The following is a 24,244-nucleotide window of genomic DNA, read 5'->3' as shown; positions in this document are numbered from 1 at the left end:
CTCCCTCCATTCATGAACGGAGTAAAAAGGTATCCGATGGTGTCGAATATACGATTCGACGTTCGACGATACGATCAACCCCCAACGCCCGGCTCTCACTCCTCACTCGCCGCCGATTCCGGGGGCAGCGGTGCCGACCCCGGGTCAATGCCGGCGAGCGTCGAGACCTCGAAGGCGATCAGGTACGTCCGCGCCACCAGTCGGACCGGAAGCGCGAGGGCCACCGTGGCGGCGACCGCACAGACCAGCACCGCGACGAGGACGACCCCACCCGCGGTCGTCCCGACCAGTGCCCCGAGTCCACCGAGCGGAACCGCTGCGAACACCAGCGCGACGAGGGCGACCACGCCGACGACACCGCCCGCAAAGGCGATCGCGACGGCCTGAACGAATCCGACGCCGGCCGCGACGACCGCGTGGACCGCGAGGTAGGCGACAACGTCGAGCGGCGATCCGCGGACCGACGACCACACCCGACGCCACCCGGCGAGGACGCCCGTCTCGCGGGCGACCATCGTCGGCGAGACGAGTTCGAACGTGAGACGGCTCCCGAGGACGCAGACCGCCGCGAACACGACGCAGAACGCGCCGAGCGCCGCGGTCCCGACCGTCGACAGGCCGGAGAGACCGCCCGTCGAAACGCCGAACAGCCGGGTCGGCTCGGAGTCGGCGGCGACAGCGAACGCGACGGCGGGGACCGCGGCCGCGGTCGCGAGCGTCGCCGTGACGCCGAGGACCCCCAGCGCCTGCCGGAACCGAGCGCGGAACGGTCGACGGAGCGCGACCTCATTCGTCGCGAGCGCGTCGTAGAAGACGAGCCGAAGCGCGACCGAACACGCGGCGAGAGCGACCGCGACGATCAGCGCTCCGACGACGATCGCGACCACCAGCGCGTCGTCGAGGCCCGCGACGCGCTCGGCGGCCCGACCGAGGGTGCCCTCGACACCGATCGGTATCGACCCCGATCCCGCCGGTTCCGCCCCCGGCAGGATCGGAACCGAATCGGTCCCTGCGGGAGAGATCTCGGTCCACAGACCGATTCCGGCGGCCGAAACGCCGACGCCCGACGAGCCGACTCGCGACGCGCCGGCCGTCCCGCCGGCCATCACGAGAGCGAGGAACGCGAGTTTCGCCCACCGTACCGCCGCGAAGGGAAAGAGGAACCGCCGCGTCGCGTCGACGGCGCGGTCGAGCGCGTCGACGGCGTGCCAAGTCATACCGACCGTTCGACGAAGAGCGTCAAATAGGCTGGCACCTGCGCCGTTGAAGATCGCCTTCCGACCCGCAGCCGTTTAGGGGGGACACGACGAATCGACCTCCATGAAGGTCCGCGGCGAACGCGAGTGCCAGTCCTGCGGCACGCGGTGGTCGTACTACGAGACCGGCTCCGTCGCGTGTCCGAACTGCGGCGACTTGCGCAGCGTCGGCGTCGATGCCCGCACCGCGCACACCGACGCGACCGTCACGCTCGACCTCTCCGCGCACCGGGAGCGGTTCGGCGAGGCGTCCGAAACCCTCCCCCGCTCCGGGGTCGACGACCTCCAGACGGACCTCCGAGAGTACTGTCGACGGCGCGGGTTCATCGACGGCGGACGGCTCGCACCCCTCGACGACACCTACCTCGCGGCCCGCGAACTGCTGGAGGCCGTCGACTGTTTCCAACGGCTCCGGGACCCGACCGACGCCGACCGCGAGTACCTCCTCCGGCTGCTCGCCGGTGCCGACGACGGCGAGCGACCGCCGGCTGACGAGATCCCGGCCGCGCTCCGGGAGGCGAAGGGGATGGCGGCCGTGCGCGCGGTCGAGGCGTACCGGAGCGACGCCCTCGACTTCCTCGACGAGCTCGAAGCCGGCACCGAGCTGGATGGTGCCGACGACGGCGACGCCACCGACGATACCGACGGAACCGGGGCGGACGACACCGACGGAACCGGGGCGGACGACGCCGACGGAACCGGGGCGAACGACGCCGACGGCAGCGACGACGACGGTCCGACGGTCACCGTCGAGGGGGATCGACCCGAAGTCAGGATCGGCCCGGCCCGAGACGCCTTCGAGCGCCTCCGCGACCGCGTCGCGCGCGTCGACGCGCTCGGAGGCGACGTGCCGCCCGCGGCCGCGGACGCCCTCGTCGGGGCCGCCGACGCGATCGGGGAGTACGTGCGGACCGGTGATGAGAAAGCGCTGACGCGCGCCAACGATCGCATCGACGACGCGACCGGCGACGACCTCGATCCGACGGGGACGTGAGGAGAGGGGCGGTCCCGCGCCGTCCGTCCGCCCGCGAACGGCTCACTCCGCGCCGGGATCGACCACCGTGTTCGAGAGGGTTCCGACCCCCTCGTAAGTGATCTCGACGCGCTCGCCGGGTTCGACGAGACCGGGGTTTGCGGGGCTGCCGAAGGGGATACAGTCGCCCGGTTCGAAGGTGAATCGCTTCGAAAGGTACGAGACGATCTCGTGTGGTCCGAACAGCATCAGCTCCGTGTTGGCGTCCTGACGCGTCTCGCCGCCGACGGTGGTCTCGATGTCGAGGTCCGTCGGATCCACGTCGGTCTCGATCCACGGTCCGAGCGGTGCCGACCCGTCGAACGCCTTGCGCGCGGTCCGGCCCTGTTGGTCGAGCGCGTCGACGTCGTTCATGACCGTGTAGCCGCGCACGACCTCTGGAACCTCGTCGGGTTCGAGGTCGCGGCAGCGCTCGCCGATCACCGCCACCAGTTCGCCGGCGTAGGTCAGTTCGTCGGTCCACTCGGGATACCGGATCGCCTCCCCGTGCGCGAGCAGGCTCGTCGGCGGCTTGATGAAGAAGTCCGGCTCCTCGGGCCGCTCGTAGTCCATCTGGTCGAGCGTCTCCGCGTAGTTACGGCCGACGCAGTACAGCGCACTCGGGTCGCACGGGGGGAGCAGCCGCCCGTCGCGACCGACCTCGTAGCGGCCGTCGTCGGCGACGATCGTGCCGTCGACGTAGCGGCCGGCCACGGGACCGTCGGGCGTGAGCAGTCGAGCGAGTCGCATGCGGACACGTGCGTGCCGCGGCTTGAAAAGGACCGGTGACCGGCGGCGCGCGGTGACCACGTCAACCGCAGGGCTCTCGGCGATCCCGCGGCGACGACGGGGACCGGAATCAGCCGCCGCCGGTGTCGTCGGCGTCGTCGCCGTCGGAATCGACCCCGATCACGACGCCGGACCGGATCTCCAGTGCGGTGTCGAACTCATCTCGTCGACCGCTTCCGGAGCCGATCCGTTCGACGGCCGCCTCGTGGGCCCGGACCACGGCGTCGCGCTCGCGCTCGGAGAGTCCGAGCCGCTCGCCGACCGCCTCCCAGTGGTCGGGTTCGACGAGGAACGTCTCGCGGTCCGGCTCGGCCGCGATCCGCTCGTAGCGTCGTCGATACGAGTCGATTCTAGGGCCGAGGTCGGCCTGAACGCGCGCGAGCAGCTCCGGGACGCTGGCGGCCGGCACGCTCGCGAGCGCGGCCGTCTTCACCAGCGCGGTCCCCTCGATCGGGTACGGGCCGCGGTCCCGAGCCGACTCGTCGTCGTCGGACATCACCCGCCGGCGCGCATCGCTTTCTGCCGGTACTTCGGGAGGAGATCGGCGAGCGCGTCGGGATCGCCGGCGAACTCGGCGGTCACCTCCGTGATTTTGATGGCGGCCGCGGCGGTCACCTTCTCGGCGCTGAGGGCCACCCGCCACCCGTCGCCGTCCACGCGGGTCGCCTCCGCGGGGTCGTCGGTCCCCACCAGTTCGCCGCCGAGGTTCCTGAGGTAGTGGGCCGCGAGCCGGCGAGAGATGCCGCGGTACGCCACCGTCTCGCGTTCCCATCCCTCCTCGGCCGGGGGGAGACCGGGCGCGCTCGCGTCGCCGTCGGCCTCCTCGACCGACGCGGATCCGTCGTCGCTCATGCGCCCCCCGCGACCGGCGGGAAGACGGAGAGGCGGTCGCCGTCCGCCATCGGCGTGTCGAGGCCGTCGAGGTGGAGTACCTCGCGACCGTTCTTCAGGACGTTTATCTGCGGCGCGAGCTCGCCGTCGACGATCAGGCGGCCCGCCATCCCCTCGTACTCCGACTCCAGCTCTCGAAGAACGTCGCCGACGGTCGATCCGTCGGCGAACTCCGCGTCGACGGTCTTCCCGCCGGCGGCCTCGCGAAACGTTGCGAAGAACCGCAGTTCCAGTTCCATAGGCGTATGTCGTGTCGCGGCGGCTTAAAAGCGGCCGGCCGCGGAAGCGATCGCGGGTCGAAAGAGCCGACCGCGGAAGCGGCTACAGCTCGAAACAGTCAGGTGCGGAAGCGGCTACAGGTCGGAGAGCCGGATCCCGTCTTCGACCAGCCGGAAGTTGCGCTCGCGGTCGAGATCGTCGGCGAGCCACTCGTGGTCGTACAGCTGGCCGATGAGTTCGAGGTAGAGGTTCCGCCACGCGATCGCGTAGATGGGCGACTGCCCCCACGCGCGCAGTTCCGGGACGAACTCGTGGTAGGTACTTGCCTGCGACTCCATGCGTTCGACCGCGTCGGCGACGACTTCGGCCGCCTCGTCGGGGTCCGCCTCCGCGAGGGCGTCGTTCAGTCGCGACTGGATCCCCGCGATGGCGCGTCGCATGTCGCGTTCGGCGGTCCCTTCCTCCTCCGGGAGCGACTCGACGACGCCCTTCGGCACGCCGAGTTCGATCTCTGGCATGCGATCAGTTCGGGGGAGCGTGCTCAAAAAACCCGTCCACCCGGCTCCGATCACTTCTGCGATCGACTCACGGTGTCGGCGCGGCCTTCTGGAGCGCGGTCTCGGCGATGTTTCCGCCGTAGTCGGCCGACCGGAGGACGGAGTCGACGACCAGCCCGAGCAGTTGCGCGCGCGTCGGATCGAGTTCGCGGAGGAGTTCGTCGATGGCCCGGACGCGCTCGTCGATCGCCCTGACGCCGGTTCGGGCCTCGTTCGCCCGGCGCGTCGCCGCCTCGGTGTCGTCGTCGAACAGCGCGTCCATCGCCGCGTCGATCACGTCGACGGCGTCGCCGTGGAGGTCGCTCACCGCCTCGACGACCTCGTCCGGGAGCGGGTCGTCGATGTTCAGCGTCAGGTGCGCGATCTTCGTCGCGTGGTCGCCGATCCGCTCCAACTGGCGGGCGCTGGAGTGGTAGTCGAAACACTCCTCGCGCGGGAGACCGAGCTCCTCGGCGGCCTTCGGCGTTCGCAGCGTGGCGCGGAAGATCCGCGAGACGACGAGCCACAGCCGGTCGAGGTCGTCGTCGCGACCGATGACGTCGCGCGCGAGGTCGTGGTCGCGCTCCGCGAGCGCGGCGATCGCGTCTTCGAGCATCGACAGGGAGATCAGCCGCATCCGCGTGACCGCGTTGTGGATGGAGAGCTCCGAGGAGTCGAGTAAGTCCTGAACGACGACGCGGTCGCGCGTCTCCTCTAACACCTCCAGCCCGACGAGGCTCTGGACCGCGTCGCGGATCGTCGAACGCTGCTCGGTGCTGATCTCGGCCGCCTCCAGTTCGATGACGTCGAAGCCGCTGACGTACATCGTCGTCACCGCGCGGCGGAGCGCCTGCCCGGACAGGTCCGTGATGTCGAGCGTCCCCCGCGTCCGCTCCACCTCCGAGCGCGGCGTGAGAAACAGCGAGTCGCCGTCCGGGTGGAACTCGATCTCCGTCCCGGCCTCGACGTCGTTGGCCGTCGCCCACGTCTTCGGAATCGAAACGGTGTACGTCGATCCGCCGGTGACCTGGACCTTCCGCGTTTCCATACTCTACCCTCGGGAGCGAATCACCTTAATTTTGATCAAAATATATACCTCGGTGCTCCCCCGATACTCACGGTCGAATTTGGGAGTAAAAGACTCAGTGACTGGTGGATTCGAAGTTGGAGAATGAGAAATAGGCCGATTAGGTCAATATTATATAGAAATATATAGCCACGCGATTCCGCGGTCTCACAGAGGCACGAGGCGGAATCCCATGACTTCAGTCGTGGGAGGAAGCCGACAGAATGCTACACAGTCAAACCACGCGGTTACGCAGGTCCTCGCCGGCGTCGAGTCGCGCGACGTTGTCGGCGAGGATGTCAGCGACGCGCTCGTAGTACTCGGGGGTGTGGCCGGCGTTGTGCGGCGTGATCGTCGCGTTCGACAGCCCCCAGAGCGGGTGGTCCTCCGGGAGCGGCTCCGGGTCGGTGACGTCGAGCGCCGCGCCGCGGATGCGGTTGTTCCGCAGTTCCGTCACCAAGGCGTCGGTGTCGACGACCGGACCGCGGGCGATGTTGACCAAGACGGCGTCGGGCCGCATCGTTCGGAGCGCGTCGGCGTCGACCAACCCCCGCGTCGCCTCGGTGAGCGGACACGCCAGCACGACGTACTCCGCGTCGGCGACGGCCTCGTGGAACTCGTCGAAGCCGTATACCTCGTCGGTCGGACCGCCCTTCTCGGGGGAGTAGCGGACGCCGACCGTCTCGACGTCGAACGACTCCAGCCGGTCGACGACCGCCTGTCCGATGGCCCCGAGTCCGACCACCGCGACCGTCGAGCCGTACACCTCTGTCGTCTCGTAGGTGCGCCACTCGCGCCGGGACTGCTGGCGGTACGCGCGGTGGAACTGACGCGCGTGCGCGATCATCGACCCGACGACGTGTTCGGCGATGTTCGGCCCGTGGACGCCGGACGCGTTCGTCACGGCGACCCCGTGGTCGGCCAGCGCCTCCCGCGGGAGGTGGCCCGTGCCCGCGAACACGCAGGCGAACAGCTCCAGCTCCTCGGCGGCGGCGAGCAGTTCCTCGTCGATGTTGAGACCGACGGCGATCCGCGCGGTCCGAATGAGCTCGCGCTCCTCGGCCGGGGTCCGCGCCCGCGCCACCGTCGCGTCCGGGAGCCGCTCCCGCAGCGACGCCGTCAGCTCTTCGGGTCCGAGTCCGTGGATCGTCTGTCGAAGCACCAGAACGTCTGGATCGCTCATGGCGGAGAGACTCGGCGCGGCCGTGATAAAATATGGCCGTAGGGAAATGCGATCACTCCACGTGATCGGAAGCGACCAGCGAGCGCGAGGAGCGGATCCGTGTCCCCTACGATAGCGCCGCGTCGAACGCCGCCTGGAGGTCGGATTTCATGTCGTCGACGTGTTCGATTCCCACAGAGACCCGGATGAGACCGTCGGTGAGTCCGGCGGCGAGCCGTTCCTTGCGCGGGATGGCCGCGTGGGTCATCGCGGCCGGCTGCTCGATGAGGCTCTCGACGCCGCCGAGCGACTCCGCGAGGGTGAACACCTCGGTCTCGCTCACGACGGTGGAGGCCTCCTCCAAGGTGCCGTCGAGTTCGAAGGAGAGCATGCCGCCGAAGTCGTCCATCTGTTCGGCCGCCAGCTCGTGGTCCGGGTGCGACTCCAGTCCGGGGTAGTAGACGCGCTCGACCGCGTCGTGTCCCTCCAGCCACTCGGCGAGCGCCATCGCGTTCTCGCAGTGGCGGTCCATCCGAACGGGGAGCGTCTTCGTCCCCCGGAGGACGAGGAAGGCGTCGAACGGTCCCGGCGTCGCGCCGACGGAGTTCTGATAGAAGCCGAGCCGCTCGTCAAGCTCCGCGTCATCGACGATGAGGGCACCGCCGATGGTGTCCGAGTGGCCGCCGAGGTACTTCGTCAGCGACTGGGAGACGATGTCTGCGCCGTGTTCGAGCGGGCGCTGGAGGTACGGCGTCGCGAAGGTGTTGTCGACCGCACAGAGCGCGTCGGCCTCGTGGGCGATGTCGGCCAACGCGGCGATGTCGTTGACATTCATTAGGGGGTTCGTCGGCGTCTCGACCCACACGAGCTCCGTCTCCTCGCGCATGGCCTCCCGGACCGCGTCGTGGTCTCGGGTGTCGACGAACGTGGTCTCGATGTCGTACTCGTCGTACACCTGCGTCAAGATTCGGTGGGTCCCGCCGTACACGTCGTCGCCCGCGACGACGTGGTCGCCCGCGGACAGCAGGTTCAGGACCGTGTTGATCGCGCCCATCCCCGAGGAGAAACAGCGGGCGTGGCTGCCCGACTCCAGCGAGGCGAGGTTCGCTTCGAGGTCGGTGCGCGTCGGGTTCCCCGTCCGACTGTACTCGTAACCGCGGTGGTCGCCCGGCGCGTCCTGCTCGTACGTCGAGTTCGCGTGGATCGGGGTCATCAGTGCCCCCGTCTCCGGGTCCGGTTCCTGTCCGGCGTGGATCGCGCGAGTCTCGAAGCGGCGGTCGTCGGCGCTGTCGCCGTCGCCGTCGTCGGATCGGTCGCTCATGGGTGAGCCACGTCGCCGAGGGAGGTGATTCTTCCCCTTTGGATCGTCCACGGAGGGGCACGCGTCGCTCGCGGCACGGGAGATGCCGCTCGGAGAGCGAGAGCGGTCACCCGTAAACCGAGACGCGTCGCTCGCGGTGTGAGAGTGGATGCTCGGTCAGGGATTTGAACCCTGGTCGTCGGCTGACTTCCGAACCGGCGCTGACGCGCCGCGTCCGCCGAAAGGCCAACATGATTGGCCGGACTACACCAACCGAGCGTAAACCACGCTTACGTCGGGGACGATTTAACTCTTCTCAACTCCCCGCAGCGTGAGAGGGGAACGCACGCGACCGCGACGCGGTCGTCGTCGCGCGCGAACCGCGATTCGGGGCGTTACTCGTCGACGTCGACTTTCTCGATCTCGACGGCCTCGCGGGGGTCGTCGTTGCGGCCGGTCGGCACGCCGCCGATCTCCTCGACGACGTCCATCCCGTCGATGACCTGCCCGAAGACGGCGTGTTTGCCGTCGAGGTGCGGGGTGGCGTCGAGCGTGATGAAGAACTGCGAGCCGTTCGTGTTCGGGCCGGAGTTCGCCATCGAGAGAATGCCGGGACCGTCGTGGGTGAGGTCGTCGTGGAACTCGTCGTCGAACTGGTAGCCGGGGCCGCCGCGGCCGTTCTCCATCGGGTCGCCGCCCTGGATCATGAAGTCGTCGATGACGCGGTGGAAGACGATGCCCTCGTACAGCGAGTCGCCGCGGACCTCGCCCGTCTTGGGGTCTTCCCACGTGTTCGTGTCGCGCGCCGGCTCCGCGTCGGCGGCGGGGTCGTGGCGGGCCAGACCGAGGAAGTTCTCGACCGTCTTCGGCGCGCGGTCGGCGAACAGCTCGACGACGATGTCGCCGTGGTTGGTCTGGAGCGTCACCTGCGGGTTGTCGGGGTTGGAAACCTCTCGTGCCATGTTCTTGAGGAGGGACGCGCGCCGGAAAACCCTGCCCATCCGCGCAGTGCCAATCCGCGCGGGCGAGTCGCCGACCGCGAACACCGCGTTTATGAACGAACGCCGCCGACGCGACGGCATGAGTTCGACCCCAGTCTTGACCGTCGCCGCGCTCCTCGTCGGCGTGACGGTCGGCGCGCTGTTCGCGTTCCTCCGCGTCCCGATCCCCGCGCCGCCGGAGCTGCCTGGCGTGATGGCGATCGTCGGGATCTACCTCGGATTCAAGCTGGTCGGCTACGCCGGTGTCGGCTTCGACCTGCTCGACGCGATCGGACTGTGACGCTCGCCGATCCGGTGTCCCGATCTCGGCGCTGACCGCCCCGCTCGGCTGACCGCTCTGCCGGCCGATATCGTTTTCCGCCGGCCGTGAGCAGTATCGCGTATGTACGACGAGATTCTCCTGCCCGTCGCGCCCGTCGGCGAGGCGAACGACGCGATCACGCACGCGGTCGGCCTCGCCGAGCGCTACGACGCGACGGTCCACGTCGTCTCCGCCGCCGACACCGCGGTCGACACGCTCGCGGGGCCCCGAACGGGGGCGTTCTCCGAGCGGCTGGTCGACGCGGCCGAGGAGCGCGTGGAGGCGGTGACCGACGAACTGGAGGCCGCCGGGGTGGAAACCGTCGGGAGCGTCGCCCGCGGCGACCCGCTCGAAGTGATCGAGAACGCGATCGAGGACGGCGCTGACATCGTGGTCATGCCGAGCCACACCCGCCGGGGGATCCGCCGACTGCTCCTCGGGAGCGTGACCGAGAAGGTCATCCGCGTCGCGTCCGTGCCCGTGGTGACGGTTCCGATGGCCGAATCGGAGGCGGAGGGGGAGAGAAGCGACGCGGCTGTTGACGACGTGGGCGGCGCGTCGGGGAGTCGGTGACGAGCGACTCGTCCGCGCGGGAGACCGTCACCCGCGCGTTCCGCGTCGCGTACGACGGCCGGGAGTACGCCGGCTTCCAGCGCCAGCCGCACGCGCACACGGTCTCGGACGCGCTCCTCGACGCGCTCGCCGAACACGGAGTCGTCGAGCGCGGCGACGGACCGACCCACGCCACGCCGCCCGGCTACGCCGCCGCCGGTCGGACCGACGCGGGGGTCTCAGCGGTGGCACAGACCGTCGCGTTCGAAGCACCGACGTGGCTCACGCCGCGCGCGTTCAACGGACACCTGCCGGGGTCGGTCCGCGTGTGGGCCGCCGCCGACGTCGGGGAGGGCTTTCACGCGACCCACGACGCGGTCCGGCGGACGTACCGGTATCACCTCTACGCACCCGCCGCCGGCAACGGTGACGACGACAGCGACGCTGACGGAGACGGCTCCGACGCGACGCACGAGCGCCCGCGGGACCCCGAACACGCGGTCGACGACGACCGGTTCCGCGACGCGCTCGCGCGGTTCGACGGGGAACACGACTTCCACAACCTGACGACCGACGAGACGGGGACCGTGCGCGACCTCGACGCGCAAGCGACCCGAGACGGGGACGTGATCGTCGTCGAACTCGCAGCGGGCGGGTTCCCGCGGTCGCTTGTGCGCCGGGTCGTCGCCGCGGTCAGGGCGGTGAGCCGGGGGACGGCGGACCTCGCGTGGATCGACCGGCTGCTCGCCGACGAGCCGGTCGCCGGCGGACGGGGTGTCGGGCCGGCACCCGCCGAGCCGCTCGTGTTGTGGGACGTGACGTACCCGGAGGCGGAGTTCACGGTCGACCGCGAGGCGCTCGAAAGCGCGTGCGTCGCCTTTGGCGAGCGACACCGAGACGCGCGCCACGCCGCGGCCGCCACCGGCGCGGTCCGCGAGCGACTGGCTACGGTCGGCGAGAGAGAGAGTAGCTCAGGCCGCGGAGCCGCCCGTCGGCGTCTCCATCCCGTCGACGCGGACCAGGAGGGAGTTGCCGTCGACGTTCGTCGCGTCCACCACGCCCGAGAGCCGCAGCCCGGTCGCGGGCGTCGGCCCGACGGTGACGTGATCGCCCGCGTCGAAGGGACCGACCGGACCGCGGATCACGAGTTCGGCGCGGCACAGTTCGGGGTTCGCGACGCTCGACAGGTCGATCTCCGCGACCGTGACGTCCTCGACGGGGGCTCCCTCGCGCTCGACGGGGGTCGTCGCGGCGTCCTCCAGCCGCTCGATGCCGAGTACGTCGTACGCGCTGTCGGTCGGGACGTAGCCGCCGTCGGGACCGGCGACCCCCTCGACGAGACCGAGCGTTCGGAGGCTTCCCATCCGGTTGCGAACCGTCCCCGCGTTGCGGTCGATGGCGTCGGCTATCTCGCGTCCCTGTACCGGCGCGTCCCGCCCCTCGGAGAGGTTCACGAGCGCGGTGAGCACGCGATTCTGGCTGGAACTCAACTCAATGTTCGACATGGATATATCGACCGCAGTTTAGACAATAAATGTTTGTATATAACGACATTATATGCTTGATACTGGCGTATATCCGGCTCGAAGTTGAATATATAGATTCCTATGGTTCCGAAGTGAGTAATCGTGAGGGCAGCCACCCAAACGGGGATGAATTCCGTGAGTATAGAAGTTATATGGAGAATAATCCATGTACGTGTACAAATTTATGCTAATATCTACGGGTAGCGGGTGAAGAGTCTCAATTCCTTATATTATCTACACCGCAGGTATTTACCGGGGCGAACGGAAGCCGCGGACAACCGATGACGATTCGGATCGACGAACGGAGCGGAGTCGGCGGGCGGCTCGTTCGAGCCGGAGTACCGACGGGCCAGGAGGGAGAGATCGATGGCTGACCGCGAGTCCGCGTTCGGTCCCGACGGGTCCGCCTCGTCGGAGTCGAGCAGCAGCGTTGCGGCCGACGACGGGCCCGTCACTGACCGCGATCGGTCGCCCTACCGGTCGCTGCTCCCGGACCGCGATCCGACGGTCGAGCGCGACCGGATCCGGTCGTTCGTCGTGGAGCGGGTCGACGCCGCGGGTGCCGACGGGGCGGTCGTGAACATGAGCGGCGGCCTCGACTCGACGGTGACAGCCGCACTCGCCGTCGAGGCCCTCGGTGCCGACCGGGTGTACGGGCTGGTACTGCCGTGTAACAAGATCGGCGCGCCGCACGCCCGCGACGCAGAGGCGCTCGCGGAGGCGCTGGGGATCGAACACGACACCGTTCACCTCCAGCCGCTGTTCGCGCAGTTCGGCGCGGTCGTCCCCGACCGGTTCGACCTCCACGACGAGCCGGTCCGGTCCGGAAACGCGGTCGCGCGCCTCCGCATGGCCGTCGCGTACCTCGCCGCCAACGCGACGAACCGCCTGGTCTGTGGCACCGCCAACCGGAGCGAACTGCTCTCGGGCTACCTGACGAAACACGGCGACGGCGCGGCCGACCTGTTCCCGCTCGGCCACCTCTACAAGACACACGTCCGGTCGCTTGCGGCCGAACTCAACGTCCCGGAGTTCGTCGTCGAGAAGCCACCGTCCGCCGGGTTCCTGCCGGGGCAGCGCGACGCGGACGATCTGGGCGCTCCCTACGAGGTGATCGATCCCGTCCTCCACCTCGGCGTCGACCGCGGGCTGGACCCAGACGCGGTCGTCAAACGGATCGCGGCGGCGGTCGCTGACGCCAACGTGACTGGCGGCGAGCGCGCCGGCGAGTTCGCGCCCGTCGACCGCGAGCTCGTCACGGACCTCCTCGGTCGGCACTGCGCGACGGCACACAAGCGCCTGCCGCCGCCGACGCCGGACGCCGACGTCGAGTGACGGCGGCTCGTCCCGCCGGGCCGGCTCGCCCGTCCCGTGCGCGACTCAGTCCCAGTCGGCCGGCCAGAGGTCGGCGGCGCGCATCCCGGTCTCGAAGTCGGCCTCGCGGAACGCGGCGGCGAGTTCGTCACGGTCGAGCCGCGGGAGGCCGCGCTCGTCGGCCGCGAACTCGGCGACGATCAGGGCGATCAGCATCGCGTGTTCGCGGACGTTCCGGTCGTCGACCTTGTCCCGGGTGTCCGCGTGGGTGTGACCCCATCCCCGGCCGCGGTCGCCGGAGTCGCTGTGGAGCTGGAGCGCCGGCACGCCGCGGCGTACAAACGGCCACTGGTCGGAGAACGGGTGCGGCTCCGCGTCAACCTCGATCGGCTGGCGCGTCGCCGTCGAGACCGCCTCCGCGACCGACGCGGTCGCCGTGGATGCGTGCGCGAGCGCGACGAGGTCCCGGAACCGCCCCGCGCCGTCGACGTTGACCACCCCCTTCACCCGGTCGCGGTCGACGCGCTCGGCGAGGTGTTCCGCGCCGAGCAGCCCGACCTCCTCGGCACCGACCGCGACGACGTCGACGCCGAGCGGGAGGTCCGCGTCCGACAGGATCCCCGCCGCGGTCGCGACCGTCGCGATCCCGCAGCCGTTGTCGAGCGCGCCCTCCGCGATGTCGTGTGCGTCGTAGTGGGCGAGCAGGAGGACGCGCTCGTCGGTGTCCGGTCCGGCGCGCCCGATCACGTTGCGGCTCTCGCCCGGCGTCGTCGACGCCTCGACGGAGAGTTCGGCCCGCCCGACCGGCCCCGACCCGGCGGCCGCCCCGTCGTCAGCGCCGGCTCCGCCCGTTCTCCCGCTCCCGACCGCGTACTCGCGGAGCCACGCGCCGGTCTCCTTCGAGACGCCGACGGCGACCGCCTCGGCCTCCTTCCCGAACGTGAGCGACCCGGTGGGAGGGAGCTGGCCGTCGACGTGGTTGACGAACACGAACCCGACCGCGCCCGAATCGATCGCGTAGCCGAACTTTTCCATCCGGTGGACGAACCGGCCGCCCGAGGGCGTCGTCGTCGAGGCGACCGCGATCCGGCCCTCCACGTCGCGCTCGTCGATCTCCGCCGGGGTGCCGTAGCCGACGTCGACGAGTTCGCCGGCGATGTCTCCGGCGGGCGAGTACGGGAGCGCCAGCGTCTCGAACGAGCGCGTCGCCGGCTCGCCGTCCCGGCCCGGGACGGTCACGTCGAGCGACGCTGACCCGCGCTCCCACGCCGGGAGGTCGAACGGCTCCGTCCGTACGTCCGCGAGTCCCGCGCACTCGAAGGCGTCCGCGACGAGTCCGGCGGCCCGCCGCTCCCCCTCGCTGCCGGCCATGCGGCTCCCAATCGCGGTGAGATCGGTGAGGAAGGCCCACGGTTCGTCGTCGGTCCACGTCGCGCCGAGCGCGGGCGCGAGGTCCGTCGCTCGCTCGCGCACGCGCTCGACCGCGGCAGCCCCGTCCGACCGGGTCGCGTCCGCTGTGTCGTCGGTCATGGACACGAGACCGTCGGCCGCGGCTTAAGCGTGTGGCTCGCGGCATTCGGGGGCCGGCGTGTGGCCCGCGCCCACCGAAACGCTACGTTCAAGTGGGACGGTCGGGTACGTCAGTCCGCGCACCGTTGGTCCAGTGGTAGGACATTAGCTTCCCAAGCTAATAGCCCGGGTTCAATTCCCGGACGGTGCATACCTGCGGCGAGCAACTCGCGAGCCGCAGGTATCCCACGGAATTGAACCCTGGAAGCCGCAGCCCGGAACGGCCGAGCGAAGCGAGGCCGCATGCCCGGACCGTCTTCCTCCGGTTCAATTCCCGGACGGTGCACTTCACTTCGTTCGTGCCCCGTCCGTTGTCCCGTTCGCTTCACTCACGGGACTCCCGGACGGTGCATACCTGCGGCGAGCAACTCGCGAGCCGCAGGTATCCCACGGAATTGAGCCCTATTAATCGCGCGCAGCGAACGACTCCGAGCGAGTCGACTCGTGGCCCGAATCAGTCGTCGACCGTCCCGACGCCAGTGAACTCGAACCGCGCACCTCCGGTCTTGCTTTCGGTCACGGTCACGTCCCAGCCGTGCGCCTGTGACACCTGTGCGACGATGGAGAGACCGAGACCGACGCCGTCCGCGGACGTGGAGAACCCGTCTTCGAGGACTGCTCCGCGGAGTTCTTCGGGAATTCCGGCCCCGTCGTCTTCGACGAAGAACCCGTCGGGGAGATCGCCGACGGTGACGGTGACTCCGTCGCCGCCGTGCTGAACAGCGTTTCGGAACAGGTTTTCGAATATCTGTTTGATTCGGTTGCCGTCGGCGCGCACCGTACGGTTCGTGTCGACGGAGACCGACGCGTCCCGGGTCGCGACGAGATCCCAGCAGCCCTCGCTGACGGCCCCGAGATCGACCGGCTCGAACGACCGGATCTGATCGCCCGCCTTCGCCAGCGAGACGAGGTCGGTGATGAGTTCGTCCATGCGGTCGAGCGCCCTCCCGGCCGATCTGAGGTGTTCGCTGTCGCGCTCGTCCCGTGCCAGTTCGAGGCGTCCCTGAGCGACGTTCACGGGGTTCCGAAGGTCGTGGCTCGCCACGTCCACGAACTCGTCCATCTGGTCGTTCCTCGCCTTGAGCCGTCGGTTCGTCTCCCGGAGGCGCTCGTTCGCGTCGTGTAGCTGTGTCGCGTAGCTCCCGACGAGGGTTCCGAACGCGGACCCGATACTCAACGAGGCGACGATCGACAGCCGGATCGACGTGTCCGGGCGCGCGCTTATCAGGCCGAACCACGCGCCGACGACGAGGAACGCACCGAGACCGAGGGCGGTCCCCGTCAGGACTGTCCGGGGTTTCAGGTCGACCTCTCGGGTGCGGAGGAACGCGCCGTAGCCGACGAGACCGATCCCGACGGCGAGCGGGACGGACGACTGGAGGAGGACGGTTCGCGTCGACACGTCGGCGACTACGCCCGTGACCGCGGTCGCGACGACGATCGAGACACCGACGAGACCGACGGCGTTCGGGCGAGAGAGAGACGACATCACCTTCGGTCGACGTGTCGGCATGGAGGTACATATCGCCTTCCGTTCCAGCGCGTTTCGGTCGTTCTCTGACGGGAGGGATTCGTGACACAGCGATGTCCCGTCGGGCGAGCGCCAGATTCAGCTCCGAAGCCGGTGGTGCGAAGCGCGGTCACAGACAGCGCGGTAAAGCCCGCGACCCACGCCGCGACGACTAGCGCGATCACGAAGGTGCCGACGCCGATCAGCTTCTCGACCGTCCGTTCGAGGGTCGGAGCGAGGGCTCGGCGGTCGAACACCCAACTGACGAGCGGCCTGACGACGTACCGCCCGGGGAGGTACAGCGCGGCGGCGACGACGAGGAACTCGGCGATCTGTGCGGGGAGGCCGACGTACTTCGAAGCCAGTCCGGTGGTGACCTACGGCGCAGTCATACCCGACACACCGGTGGGCGAGAAATGAAGCTTGTCGTGTGTCGCGGGGGTTCCGTCGCCTTCGGCGTCGGCCCCGCCGGTCAGAAGATGTTCGCCTGATCGTACACGGAGATACCGGTGTCGGTGATGTCGTACGGCTTCGTCTCGCGGGAGTTATCTGTGTAGACGGCCATGATTTTTGACAAAATGACAAAATCGAATCGGACGGTCCACGTCATATTCAGCAAATGAAACTTGTCTCACTCTGCTTAATCTAGGTTATACATCCCCGACAAATCCAATTAACCCATTATATGAATGTTGTAAGACAGAGTTGAGAGTTAGTCAGCAGCAGATCACGAGTTTAAACGCTTCGCAAATCCCCTCTGTATTAGCGGAATTGCGTCCGGAACCGGAAGTGTCAGAACATCATTCCGTTCAACACGATACTCTTGCCCATCAATTCCGAATATTTTCTCTGGATAGTTCTCAATCATTTCGATAGTAACTCGTACTTGTTCATCCGCAGGACCTGAGGATATATTTGGTTTTGACTCCTCCAAATCCTCCACATTTACCGAGATGTCTGACGGTTGCTCTTGATCGAATTTGGGTATTTCTGCTGCACCACGCTCAACAAGCGGTATTGCGTTCGTAGCGGGTAGGGAGACCATCTGAGATTTTCGCAACTTGTACACCCGTTCATCTGTTCCAAATATTTCACCGACTGGTTCTAATATTCTGACCGTAACCCTTCGTTCGTCTGGAAGGGTGAGATCTGACTCGGGTGAGATCTGGAGCAGGAACTCAACATTTGCGTTCTCAAAACTATACGGATCTGGTGTCAAACCATCACATCCGATGTTCAGTAGAGAGATTAGTTCCTGATCGTGTTTCCAGTCTCTTGTCGAATCTGATAATTTTTCACCAAGATCTTGGTTATCAGAATCATCGAGTGCGTATTCCTGTAGGTAATTCAGATCTTTGGGTCTGTGAGATAGATCGGACACAAACTGTGGCTTCTGTAGACTCAATGCGACAAACTTCCCAAGTTGCTCGACAGTTATTCCAACACCGACTCCTCTATTCCGATCGATGATACCGCGTTCTTTGGCGAGAAGCGTTTGAAAACGATAGGTGTTCACAAATTTTTTGATATCTCTCGGGTTATAATCTAGTCTTTTTGATAATAAACTTGACATTTCAGTTAGTTTATCATGAAAATTATTGAGCGCCTCCGTATTTTTATGCCAGTCTACAGTTTCACTTTTGGTTTGGGAAGATTCTGTATGAACAAGGGACTCAACGAAATCTTCCACGTTCTGTTTTGAAGGACTGGGGACCTGAAACGAAATTTGTATAAACTTTTGTAAATATTTGTTCCCATACGTGATATCTGGATTTTGCTGATCTGTTTTATTGTCAACTATATTTCTTTCACTTTCTACTGGGTCCTGATGCTTTTTAGCTACACTAGCCGCAACTTTATCTCTATCCATTGCTACAATAAAGAAGATAGACGTTTCCACAGAGACCAGCGCATTTATACCTTCCATCAATTCAGCTGCTTTCTGATTCTCACAACGGTCTAAGTCATCTATAAATACGAAAACAGGTTTATCTCCAGAATAGGCATTAACGATGTTCTCGAAATCGTCATGAAAGCTCTCAACAAATGGGATTCGGTTTGAGTAATCGGGTGAATTAACGTGTTGTGAGATTCCTCTCCGTATCCCTGCGCCCAGTTCGTTCCTGATGCGGATCCAGATAGAAGTTATACCGGTTAAAAATAACAGAACACTTCCGGAGTATACAACCCCTTTAAATACATCTGCTAAGTTAGAATCTCTAATAATGTTCAGAGATTCTGATAGTTCTAACCCCAACACAACAACCAGTAGCGGGACAGCAATTGTTACAATGAAAGCAAGGAGACCGAGTAGAACATTTTGGATTATGGAGATCCAGCTGCTGTTCCAGTCTGTACGTCTAAGGTACAGTTTAATATGACCTTTCCAACGCTGTGTGGCAGATAGTTGTTGGGTTAGCTGATCAAAAAACTGAATGGCAAACACCGCCCACAGCTGCTCTTCTTTGTCGTGTTGCCATGGATTAAATTGTACCGTATGGTGGTCTTTCTCCCGGAGCGCATCTTCTAGTTGGAGCAGGAACGATGACTTCCCTGATCCCCAATCGCCTTCAACAGAGATAGTGAGGGGTGGTTCGGTGTCGTCATGAGTGAGAAATTTCATCACAGCATTCACATATGATCTGAATCCGAGGTCATCTTCGGTAGTAGGTAGATCCGGACTTCCATAGTACTCGTCGCGTCTACTTGTTCCCCCAGATTCGCTCATGCTTGTGGAGAGTACAAACAGATAACAAAAAATTCTATTCCCTGCGAACGGTGCGATTCTCGGACGGGTATATTGATCGTGCCGCGTCAGAAGATGTTCGCCTGGTCGTACACCGAGATGCCGGTGTCGGTGATGTCGTACGGCTTCGTCTCGCGGGAGTGGTTCGCGTCGCGGATCTTCTGGATCTCGACGGCCAGCCGCGTCTCGCGGAAGTCCGATCCGCGGATGTACTGGAGGACGAAGACGGCGTCCGTGAGGTACTCGACGATTCCGTGACGGGAGGCGTACGGGTTCTGTTCGCTCGCCTCGGAGGTGAGAAGCGTCGTCACGCCCGCCTCCTTCAGCGAGCGCGTGAACCCGAACACCTCGGAGCGGCGCTTCGCGGGGTGATCGTACATCATTTCGAGTAGGGAGACGGAGTCGAGTACCAGCCGGTCCGCGTCGAACTCGGCGATGAGCCGGACGAGGTCGTTGCGGATCGACGACAGCGAGTTGGCCATCTCGATGGGGTCGATGGCGACGACCGCGAGGCGGTCCTCGTCCGCGTGTTCGCGGAACGACCACCCCTTCTCGTCGGCCGTGTCGTATATCGACTCGCGGGTCTGTTCGAGGGTGATGTAGATCCCCTTGTCCCCCGTTTCGAGGGCGTGGTTCAGGAACTGGAGCGCGAACGTCGTCTTCCCGGTCCCGGCACCGCCGATGACCGACAACAGCGACCGGCTGGGGACCCCGCCGAGGATCATGTCGTCGAGCCCCTCGATCCCGATGTCGGTCCGGTCGATCCCCGACTCGAACTCGTCGGGATCGACGTCGAAGCCGGTCGCCTCCCCCGGTCCGGCGTCGCCCCCGCCGAAGTCGTCGAACCCGAACTCGTCGTTGCCCCGGGCCGCGGACCCGCGATAGCCGCCGAAGGGGTCGCTACCGGCGTCAGCGCCGCCACCGCCCGGCGACTCTCCGCCGCCTGCGCCGCCCGATCCGCTGTCGGACCTGCCGGCTCGGCTCCCGCCGAAGGGGTCGTCCTCGCCGAACGGGTCCGTGTCGACGCCCCCACCGCTTTCGCCGCCCGCACCGCTCTCCGCGTCGACACCGGCGTCACCGCCGCCGAAGGGATCGTCGCCACCGAATGAGTCGTCGCCGCCGAAGGAGTCGAACTGACCTTCGTCGGCGTCGGCGTCCACGTCGCCGAACGCCCCCGCGGGAACGCCGCCGTCCGCAGGGTCGTCAGCCGCGGGATCGAGCGGGGGCTCGGATCCCGCGTCGTCGCCGTCGGGGGGATCGCTTTCGAGTGACTCGTTGCCGCCGAAGATATCGGTCCCCTCCGCGTCGGAGCCACCGAACGGATCATCGTCGCTCGCATCGCCCTCACCGAACGGGTCGCCGTCGCCCTCGTCGTCGCTTCCGATCCCGATCTCTCTCGCCGGATCGTCGGGGACGCTCTCGGCGTCGGGTCCGTGTTCCGCGACGCCGTCGTCGGTCTCCGCGCTATCGGCACCATCTACTGGAGCGTCCGACTCCGGCTCCTCCTCGTCGCCGTCGTCGGTCTCCGGGCCACCCACCGGCCGCTCGTCGGACTCCTCGTCGGTCTCGCGCAGCGCGCGCTCGAACCAGTCGTCCTCCTCGCTCATCGTTTCCGCCGCCCGTGGGGAGTCGACATGCGCCGAGCAACGCGACCGAGCGGCTTGAAACTTTCCGGCGAGGTTTCACGTTTTGAGAACTCCGCGCGGCCGGCTGCCGCGCTCGGTTCGGCTCGCCGATGTCCGCACGCTTTTATCCGGGCGAGGGGATGGACTCCCCATGGAAGTGGGCATCGTGGCGCGAAAGGGCAGCGAGCGGGCGGCGTCGCTCGCGGCGACGCTCAGAGACGTCGTCGTCGACGCGGGCGAGGCAGTCTGGCTCGACGAGGAGACCGCCGCGGCGCTCGACGCCGGCGACGACGCCCGTCCGGTCGACGCGTTCGACGACTGCGACCTGGTCGTCGCCGTCGGCGGCGACGGGACGTTCCTGTTCGTCGCCCGGAACGCCGGCGATACGCCGATAGTCGGGGTGAACCTCGGGGAGGTCGGCTTCCTCAACGCCGTCTCGCCGACCGACGCCGCCGGAGCGCTCCGCGCCGAGATCCGGTCGTTCCGCGACGACGGGTTGGACGTCCGCGAGGCCCCGCGGCTCGCCGCCAGCGCGGGCGACTGGACCTCGACGCCGGCCGCGAACGAGGTGGTCGTCCAAGGAGACCGCCGCGGGCCCGGCGGCGGGATCGAGTACGAGGTGCGGGTCGACGGGTCGCGGTACGCCGGCGGGCACGCCGACGGCGTCCTCGTCGCCACGCCGACGGGATCGACCGCGTACAACCTCTCCGAGCGCGGACCGCTGATTCACCCCGAGGTGGACGGGATCGTCGTCAACGAGATGGCCGCCGAGGAGGGGATGCCCCCGCTCGTGGTGGACACGGAGGCGACCGTCACCGTCTCGGTCCCCGACGAGGCGGGCGCGACCGTCGTCAGCGACGGCCGCGACACCGCCTCGCTCGACGGCCCGGTCGAGGTGACCGTCGAGCGGACCGCGCCGCCGATACGGATCGCGGGCCCCCCCTCGGACTTCTTCGAGGCGCTCGGGAAACTGTCGTGACCCGGACGCGCAAGCTTCAATCCCCGGCCGGCCGGAGACCCCGTCGATGAACGTTCCGCTGGGGCTGGCACCGTTCGCCGGACAGTCGCGGACCGAACACGCGCTCGTCCTCGTCGGGGGCGCGCTCGCGTGCCTGGTCGGCTACGTCGGCGCGGCCGCGGCGTTCTTCGGACTGGCGGCGCTGGGCCACGGGGAGCCGGTCGGTCCCCAGCGGGTCGCCGGGGCGTTCGCCTCGCTGGCCTGCTGGGGCTTTTACGCGCTCGTGTTCGTCCGCGGGAAGGGCGGTCCGGTGACGGACGTCCTCGCGTATCCGCTCGCGACGGTGACGGTGGTCCCCTTCGCGTTCCGCTGGACCGCCTTCGGCCCGGCGTGGGACGCGCTCGCCGACCGGGTCGGCTTCTTTCTCCTCCGTCCGGCGCTGTTCGTCGACGCCGCCGTCCACGTCGTCCCCGGCGTCGTCCTGTGTGCCGGAGTCCTGACCGCGTGGGCGAGCCTGCTGGGCGAGGAGGCCGTCGCGGCGTGGCAGCGCGAACACCTCTCGGAGCCGTTCCGGGCGGCGTTCGTCGAGGAGTGACGCGACCGCACCCACAAAGCGTTTACCGGACGCCCGCCGACGCCGGAGCGTGAATCGCCGGTCGACGGTCGGGCGGTACGCGGTCGCGGGCGTCGTCGTCGCCGGGCTGGCGGCGGTCGCGCTCGCGGTCTCCCCCGAGACCGCGCTCTCGCGGCTCCGCTGGCTCGCGGACGACCCGGTCCGGTTCGGCGTGGCCGTCGTCGCGCTCGCGGCCGTCAGACCCCTTCTCGCGTGGCCGACGACCCTCCTCGCCGTCGCCGTCGGCTTCGGGTACGGATGGGTCGGGATTCCCTTCGCGCTCGCGGCCGTCGTCGCCACCTCGCTCCCGCCGTACGCGCTCGCCCGGGCGGGACGACTCCGGTTCCGTGATCCGTCGGACGGCCGCGAGGAGTCCGGACTCGCAGATCGGTTCTGTCGCGCGGGCGAGCGGTTCGCGGCGGAGTCGGGAAGCGTGCGCGCCGTGACCGGGACCCGGCTGCTGCCGCTCCCCTCCGACGCGGTGACTGTCGGGGCCGCGGCCGCCGGCGTCGAGGCCCGGCCGTTCCTGATCGGCACCGCGCTCGGCGAACTGCCGTGGATCCTCTGCGGGGTCGCGGTCGGCATTTCGCTCGACCGCCTCGCCGCGACCGGCGGGTCGCTCGTCGACCCGACTGCGATCCTCGGCATGGCCGCGGTCGGGGCGCTGGTGCTCGCCGGACCGCTCTACCGGACTTTCGTCGCACCCGACGCGGCGGCCTCGGCCTGACCAGCTTCGACGAGCGGTTCGATGGGTAGACGACGAGCGGCCGCGACGAGAAGCCACGACGAGAAACGAATCGGGAGAAAACGCATCGACACAGGCCGGAAGAACGGAGACCGCCCGTGCGCGTCGTCGCGCGGGCGATCGTGCGGGTCGTGTGCCTCTGACCCTCGACGCGGGGACCAACCGTGACGCAACGCACATTCCCCCGGTCCCCGAACCCCGGGAACCGAAACCCAGCCCTAACCCCGGAGCCGCGATCGCACCGCGGCTCCAACGGGGGACCGGGGGAACGCGCGGCCGTCAGGCGTCGGAGGTGTTGCCGCCGCTCGATTCGGCGTCGTCCGAGCTGTCGGAGTTGTCAGATTCGTCGGCGTCCTCGGCGTCGCCGTACGCGACTTCGATCCCGCTCGGTACCGGGCGGAGGAGGTATCGACCGTTCCCCCGCTCCACCGGCGCGAAGTCCGCGGTGAAAGTCGTCTGCGTGTTCTCGCGGATCTCGAACGGCGCGTTGAACTTCAGCGGCGCGTTACCCGGGAGGTCGACGGTGGCCTCGCTCCCGTCGGTGAGCGTCCCGTCGGCCGCGGACACGTCGAGTTGGAGGTACGGGTACTCGCCGGTCTCCAGATCGCGCTCGTCGATTAGCTGGGTCTCCCCGTTCTGGAGTTCGACGAGGTCGGCCTCCTGCGGCTCGTCGAACTCGTGATACTCGCGGCCGGGAACATCCCCCTCGTCGTCGGTATCGTTGTCGCCGTCAGTCTCGTTGCCGCTATCGGTCTCGTTGCCGTCGGCGTCGTCACTTCCGTCGTCCGTCTCGTTGCCGTCGTCGTCCGACTCCGTCCGGGCACCCTCCGGTCCGAGCCAGAACCCCTCGACGGTGACGACGAGCGACTCGAAGTCACCGATGTCGGCGGGCTGGTCCGTTACCTGCGTCGCGAGCGTGCCGGTCGCGCGACTGACGCAGCCGGCGAGTCCGACGGAGCCGAGCGCGGCGACGCCGGTCGCCCGCAGGTACGTCCGCCGGTCGATGCCGAGGTCGGGCGTTCGGTCCGTCACGTTACGCCCCCTCCTCGTCCGCGTCGTCCCCGCCGGACGCGTCGCCGTCGGCGGCACCGTTACCGGCGAGGTCGCTCACGGTCTCACCGAGGTCGTCGACGCCGCCGGAGAGGAACTCGTTCACGCTACTCAGCAGGTCGCCGACGAACTCCGGAACCTGATCCGGGAGGTCGCTCGGCGGTCCCGCGTCGCCGGGTGCGTCGCCCGGGCCGGGGGTCGCCGCGACGGCACCGGCGGCCGTGCCGGTCCCGATCAGTACCACCGCGGCGATGGCCGCGATCAGCGTGGTTCGAATGGCGTTCATTGCGATTTCCGCTCGGGTCCAGACACACTTGAATGCCGCAAGCCGTTCAGCCCATTTTTGCCCGATTTTACCCGGTTTAACCGAACGGAGACGGTTCAACGACCGCGATCGAGGGTCGGAACGCTGAGCGACGCGTTCGCTTATAAATGAACCGGCGAAACGACCGCGGTCGACGGCGAGCCGCGGACCGCGTCAGAAATGGAGTTTCGTCGCGCGT

The 24,244-nt window shown here is 67.2% G+C and carries 25 protein-coding genes, 2 tRNA genes and 1 pseudogene; 10 read left to right on the top strand and 18 right to left on the bottom strand.

From position 1 onward, the window contains the following. Positions 1-95 precede the first annotated feature (95 nt). A complete protein-coding gene (locus QOL69_RS04655; RefSeq protein WP_283402215.1) occupies positions 96-1,217 on the bottom strand; it encodes a DUF7544 domain-containing protein in 1,122 nt (373 codons plus the stop codon). Positions 1,218-1,320: 103 nt separating this feature from the next. On the opposite strand from QOL69_RS04655, the gene QOL69_RS04650 reads away from it, so the two are divergent. After that, a complete protein-coding gene (locus QOL69_RS04650) occupies positions 1,321-2,250 on the top strand; it encodes a DUF7117 family protein (RefSeq protein WP_283402214.1) in 930 nt (309 codons plus the stop codon). 42 nt (positions 2,251-2,292) lie between these two features. On the opposite strand, the gene QOL69_RS04645 is transcribed toward QOL69_RS04650, so the two are convergent. The 10 genes from QOL69_RS04645 to QOL69_RS04600 form a co-directional block, all read right to left on the bottom strand. Beyond that, positions 2,293-3,018, bottom strand: a complete 726-nt coding sequence (locus QOL69_RS04645) for a fumarylacetoacetate hydrolase family protein (RefSeq protein ID WP_283402213.1) — start codon at positions 3,016-3,018, stop codon at positions 2,293-2,295. Between the two features lie 109 nt (positions 3,019-3,127). Beyond that, positions 3,128-3,553: a DUF8048 family protein gene (locus QOL69_RS04640; RefSeq protein ID WP_283402212.1), complete on the bottom strand. Its 426-nt coding sequence runs from the start codon at positions 3,551-3,553 to the stop codon at positions 3,128-3,130. After that, positions 3,553-3,909, bottom strand: coding sequence for a MoaD-like domain-containing protein (locus tag QOL69_RS04635; protein ID WP_048076215.1), 357 nt, complete (start codon positions 3,907-3,909; stop codon positions 3,553-3,555). The genes QOL69_RS04640 and QOL69_RS04635 overlap by 1 nt, the downstream gene beginning before the upstream one ends. After that, positions 3,906-4,187, bottom strand: coding sequence for a ubiquitin-like small modifier protein 1 (locus tag QOL69_RS04630; RefSeq protein WP_048076216.1), 282 nt, complete (start codon positions 4,185-4,187; stop codon positions 3,906-3,908). Before QOL69_RS04630 ends, QOL69_RS04635 begins: the two co-directional genes overlap by 4 nt. Before the next feature lie 114 nt (positions 4,188-4,301). Further along, entirely contained in the window at positions 4,302-4,685 is a 384-nt protein-coding gene (locus tag QOL69_RS04625; protein WP_048076217.1) for a DUF7971 family protein, read from the bottom strand. Positions 4,686-4,752: 67 nt separating this feature from the next. Then, positions 4,753-5,751: a phosphate uptake regulator PhoU gene (locus QOL69_RS04620; RefSeq protein ID WP_283402211.1), complete on the bottom strand. Its 999-nt coding sequence runs from the start codon at positions 5,749-5,751 to the stop codon at positions 4,753-4,755. A gap of 253 nt (positions 5,752-6,004) precedes the next feature. Further along, complete coding sequence (locus QOL69_RS04615) at positions 6,005-6,952, bottom strand: D-2-hydroxyacid dehydrogenase (RefSeq protein WP_283402210.1); 948 nt, start codon at positions 6,950-6,952, stop codon at positions 6,005-6,007. Positions 6,953-7,058: 106 nt separating this feature from the next. Continuing rightward, the gene (locus tag QOL69_RS04610; protein WP_283402209.1) at positions 7,059-8,252 is read right to left on the bottom strand and encodes a cystathionine gamma-synthase; all 1,194 of its coding nucleotides are present in this window, start codon (positions 8,250-8,252) and stop codon (positions 7,059-7,061) included. A gap of 149 nt (positions 8,253-8,401) precedes the next feature. Beyond that, positions 8,402-8,510: transfer RNA gene (locus QOL69_RS04605), tRNA-Glu, on the bottom strand. A gap of 116 nt (positions 8,511-8,626) precedes the next feature. Then, on the bottom strand, positions 8,627-9,193 hold the full coding sequence (locus QOL69_RS04600; RefSeq protein WP_283402208.1) for a peptidylprolyl isomerase: 567 nt from the start codon (positions 9,191-9,193) through the stop codon (positions 8,627-8,629). A 118-nt stretch (positions 9,194-9,311) separates the two neighbouring features. Between QOL69_RS04600 and QOL69_RS04595 the strand changes: the two genes are divergently transcribed. The 3 genes and pseudogenes from QOL69_RS04595 to truA form a co-directional block, all read left to right on the top strand. Further along, positions 9,312-9,512: a XapX domain-containing protein gene (locus QOL69_RS04595; protein WP_283402207.1), complete on the top strand. Its 201-nt coding sequence runs from the start codon at positions 9,312-9,314 to the stop codon at positions 9,510-9,512. 102 nt (positions 9,513-9,614) lie between these two features. Then, a complete protein-coding gene (locus QOL69_RS04590; RefSeq protein ID WP_283402206.1) occupies positions 9,615-10,106 on the top strand; it encodes a universal stress protein in 492 nt (163 codons plus the stop codon). Continuing rightward, a pseudogene (truA, locus tag QOL69_RS04585) lies at positions 10,103-11,032 on the top strand (tRNA pseudouridine(38-40) synthase TruA); the annotation flags it as partial. The gene QOL69_RS04590 and the pseudogene truA, both read left to right, overlap by 4 nt. Positions 11,033-11,056: 24 nt before the next feature. Here truA and QOL69_RS04580 read toward each other — a convergent pair. After that, complete coding sequence (locus QOL69_RS04580) at positions 11,057-11,590, bottom strand: Rrf2 family transcriptional regulator (RefSeq protein ID WP_283404209.1); 534 nt, start codon at positions 11,588-11,590, stop codon at positions 11,057-11,059. A gap of 387 nt (positions 11,591-11,977) precedes the next feature. Here QOL69_RS04580 and nadE point away from each other — a divergent pair, with 387 nt between their 5' ends. Continuing rightward, the gene (nadE, locus tag QOL69_RS04575; protein ID WP_283402205.1) at positions 11,978-12,946 is read left to right on the top strand and encodes an NAD(+) synthase; all 969 of its coding nucleotides are present in this window, start codon (positions 11,978-11,980) and stop codon (positions 12,944-12,946) included. A gap of 45 nt (positions 12,947-12,991) precedes the next feature. Here nadE and QOL69_RS04570 read toward each other — a convergent pair whose 3' ends face one another. Then, the gene (locus QOL69_RS04570) at positions 12,992-14,455 is read right to left on the bottom strand and encodes a M28 family metallopeptidase (protein WP_283402204.1); all 1,464 of its coding nucleotides are present in this window, start codon (positions 14,453-14,455) and stop codon (positions 12,992-12,994) included. A gap of 119 nt (positions 14,456-14,574) precedes the next feature. Here QOL69_RS04570 and QOL69_RS04565 point away from each other — a divergent pair. Next, a tRNA-Gly gene (locus QOL69_RS04565) sits at positions 14,575-14,645 on the top strand. Positions 14,646-14,948: 303 nt separating this feature from the next. Here QOL69_RS04565 and QOL69_RS04560 read toward each other — a convergent pair. After that, positions 14,949-15,983, bottom strand: a complete 1,035-nt coding sequence (locus QOL69_RS04560) for a sensor histidine kinase (RefSeq protein ID WP_048076219.1) — start codon at positions 15,981-15,983, stop codon at positions 14,949-14,951. A 138-nt stretch (positions 15,984-16,121) separates the two neighbouring features. Between QOL69_RS04560 and QOL69_RS04555 the strand changes: the two genes are divergently transcribed. Further along, entirely contained in the window at positions 16,122-16,424 is a 303-nt protein-coding gene (locus QOL69_RS04555; RefSeq protein WP_048076220.1) for a hypothetical protein, read from the top strand. A 307-nt stretch (positions 16,425-16,731) separates the two neighbouring features. On the opposite strand, the gene QOL69_RS17270 is transcribed toward QOL69_RS04555, so the two are convergent. Together QOL69_RS17270 and QOL69_RS04545 are read right to left on the bottom strand one after the other, a co-directional pair. Beyond that, positions 16,732-18,732, bottom strand: coding sequence for a P-loop NTPase fold protein (locus QOL69_RS17270; RefSeq protein ID WP_321169510.1), 2,001 nt, complete (start codon positions 18,730-18,732; stop codon positions 16,732-16,734). A gap of 86 nt (positions 18,733-18,818) precedes the next feature. Then, the gene (locus QOL69_RS04545) at positions 18,819-20,357 is read right to left on the bottom strand and encodes a KaiC domain-containing protein (protein ID WP_283402203.1); all 1,539 of its coding nucleotides are present in this window, start codon (positions 20,355-20,357) and stop codon (positions 18,819-18,821) included. A gap of 169 nt (positions 20,358-20,526) precedes the next feature. Between QOL69_RS04545 and QOL69_RS04540 the strand changes: the two genes are divergently transcribed. From QOL69_RS04540 to QOL69_RS04530, 3 genes are read left to right on the top strand one after another with little or no spacing between them, the layout of a single operon-like run. After that, positions 20,527-21,354 (top strand): NAD(+)/NADH kinase, encoded by an 828-nt coding sequence (locus tag QOL69_RS04540; protein WP_283402202.1) that lies wholly within the window; start codon positions 20,527-20,529, stop codon positions 21,352-21,354. A 46-nt stretch (positions 21,355-21,400) separates the two neighbouring features. Beyond that, complete coding sequence (locus QOL69_RS04535) at positions 21,401-21,928, top strand: hypothetical protein (protein WP_283402201.1); 528 nt, start codon at positions 21,401-21,403, stop codon at positions 21,926-21,928. Between the two features lie 49 nt (positions 21,929-21,977). Beyond that, complete coding sequence (locus tag QOL69_RS04530; RefSeq protein WP_283402200.1) at positions 21,978-22,673, top strand: VTT domain-containing protein; 696 nt, start codon at positions 21,978-21,980, stop codon at positions 22,671-22,673. 297 nt (positions 22,674-22,970) lie between these two features. Here QOL69_RS04530 and QOL69_RS04525 read toward each other — a convergent pair whose 3' ends face one another. Beyond that, entirely contained in the window at positions 22,971-23,723 is a 753-nt protein-coding gene (locus QOL69_RS04525; protein ID WP_283402199.1) for a DUF4382 domain-containing protein, read from the bottom strand. 1 nt (position 23,724) lies between these two features. Continuing rightward, complete coding sequence (locus QOL69_RS04520) at positions 23,725-24,027, bottom strand: hypothetical protein (protein WP_283402198.1); 303 nt, start codon at positions 24,025-24,027, stop codon at positions 23,725-23,727. Positions 24,028-24,244 lie beyond the last annotated feature (217 nt).

The organism is Halorubrum sp. DM2, from assembly GCF_901686465.1.
Classification (GTDB): domain Archaea; phylum Halobacteriota; class Halobacteria; order Halobacteriales; family Haloferacaceae; genus Halorubrum.
This window is presented reverse-complemented; position numbering and strand designations above follow the sequence as displayed.

Excerpts from the sequence above, each read along its gene's own strand:
- QOL69_RS04655 (WP_283402215.1), bottom strand. The coding sequence starts at position 1,217 with ATGACTTGGCACGCCGTCGACGCGCTCGACCGCGCCGTCGACGCGACG.
- QOL69_RS04650 (WP_283402214.1), top strand. The coding sequence starts at position 1,321 with ATGAAGGTCCGCGGCGAACGCGAGTGCCAGTCCTGCGGCACGCGGTGG.
- QOL69_RS04645 (WP_283402213.1), bottom strand. The coding sequence starts at position 3,018 with ATGCGACTCGCTCGACTGCTCACGCCCGACGGTCCCGTGGCCGGCCGC.
- QOL69_RS04640 (WP_283402212.1), bottom strand. The coding sequence starts at position 3,553 with ATGTCCGACGACGACGAGTCGGCTCGGGACCGCGGCCCGTACCCGATC.
- QOL69_RS04635 (WP_048076215.1), bottom strand. The coding sequence starts at position 3,909 with ATGAGCGACGACGGATCCGCGTCGGTCGAGGAGGCCGACGGCGACGCG.
- QOL69_RS04630 (WP_048076216.1), bottom strand. The coding sequence starts at position 4,187 with ATGGAACTGGAACTGCGGTTCTTCGCAACGTTTCGCGAGGCCGCCGGC.
- QOL69_RS04625 (WP_048076217.1), bottom strand. The coding sequence starts at position 4,685 with ATGCCAGAGATCGAACTCGGCGTGCCGAAGGGCGTCGTCGAGTCGCTC.
- QOL69_RS04620 (WP_283402211.1), bottom strand. The coding sequence starts at position 5,751 with ATGGAAACGCGGAAGGTCCAGGTCACCGGCGGATCGACGTACACCGTT.
- QOL69_RS04615 (WP_283402210.1), bottom strand. The coding sequence starts at position 6,952 with ATGAGCGATCCAGACGTTCTGGTGCTTCGACAGACGATCCACGGACTC.
- QOL69_RS04610 (WP_283402209.1), bottom strand. The coding sequence starts at position 8,252 with ATGAGCGACCGATCCGACGACGGCGACGGCGACAGCGCCGACGACCGC.
- QOL69_RS04600 (WP_283402208.1), bottom strand. The coding sequence starts at position 9,193 with ATGGCACGAGAGGTTTCCAACCCCGACAACCCGCAGGTGACGCTCCAG.
- QOL69_RS04595 (WP_283402207.1), top strand. The coding sequence starts at position 9,312 with ATGAGTTCGACCCCAGTCTTGACCGTCGCCGCGCTCCTCGTCGGCGTG.
- QOL69_RS04590 (WP_283402206.1), top strand. The coding sequence starts at position 9,615 with ATGTACGACGAGATTCTCCTGCCCGTCGCGCCCGTCGGCGAGGCGAAC.
- QOL69_RS04580 (WP_283404209.1), bottom strand. The coding sequence starts at position 11,590 with ATGTCGAACATTGAGTTGAGTTCCAGCCAGAATCGCGTGCTCACCGCG.
- nadE (WP_283402205.1), top strand. The coding sequence starts at position 11,978 with ATGGCTGACCGCGAGTCCGCGTTCGGTCCCGACGGGTCCGCCTCGTCG.
- QOL69_RS04570 (WP_283402204.1), bottom strand. The coding sequence starts at position 14,455 with ATGACCGACGACACAGCGGACGCGACCCGGTCGGACGGGGCTGCCGCG.
- QOL69_RS04560 (WP_048076219.1), bottom strand. The coding sequence starts at position 15,983 with ATGTCGTCTCTCTCTCGCCCGAACGCCGTCGGTCTCGTCGGTGTCTCG.
- QOL69_RS17270 (WP_321169510.1), bottom strand. The coding sequence starts at position 18,732 with ATGAGCGAATCTGGGGGAACAAGTAGACGCGACGAGTACTATGGAAGT.
- QOL69_RS04545 (WP_283402203.1), bottom strand. The coding sequence starts at position 20,357 with ATGAGCGAGGAGGACGACTGGTTCGAGCGCGCGCTGCGCGAGACCGAC.
- QOL69_RS04540 (WP_283402202.1), top strand. The coding sequence starts at position 20,527 with ATGGAAGTGGGCATCGTGGCGCGAAAGGGCAGCGAGCGGGCGGCGTCG.
- QOL69_RS04535 (WP_283402201.1), top strand. The coding sequence starts at position 21,401 with ATGAACGTTCCGCTGGGGCTGGCACCGTTCGCCGGACAGTCGCGGACC.
- QOL69_RS04520 (WP_283402198.1), bottom strand. The coding sequence starts at position 24,027 with ATGAACGCCATTCGAACCACGCTGATCGCGGCCATCGCCGCGGTGGTA.